Genomic DNA, 246 nt, shown 5'->3' on the forward strand with positions numbered 1-246 from the left:
TTTATAAACGTCACTCCGCATTAAACAAACAATCAAAAAAGTTAATAAAAAGTTAAAAAATACTCACAACTTATTGTAGAACAGGCTTTTAATGATGCCGTCCGAAAGGCCAATTTTTGGAACAAATATTTTTCTTGCTCCACTCCATTTAATAGCAGATAAGTAAATTTTTGTTGAAGGAATTAGAACATCAGATCTGTATGGATTTAGACTTAACTCAGAGATTCTTTCATCATAAGACATTTG

Annotated in this window: 1 pseudogene; it reads right to left on the bottom strand. The window is 30.1% G+C overall.

Features of this window, described 5'->3' with window-relative positions:
- Positions 1-63: 63 nt before the first annotated feature.
- Positions 64-246 (bottom strand): annotated as a pseudogene (locus ACY2RX_RS14785) (Ppx/GppA phosphatase family protein); the annotation flags it as partial.

The organism is Polaribacter sp. 2405UD43-2, from assembly GCF_058147125.1.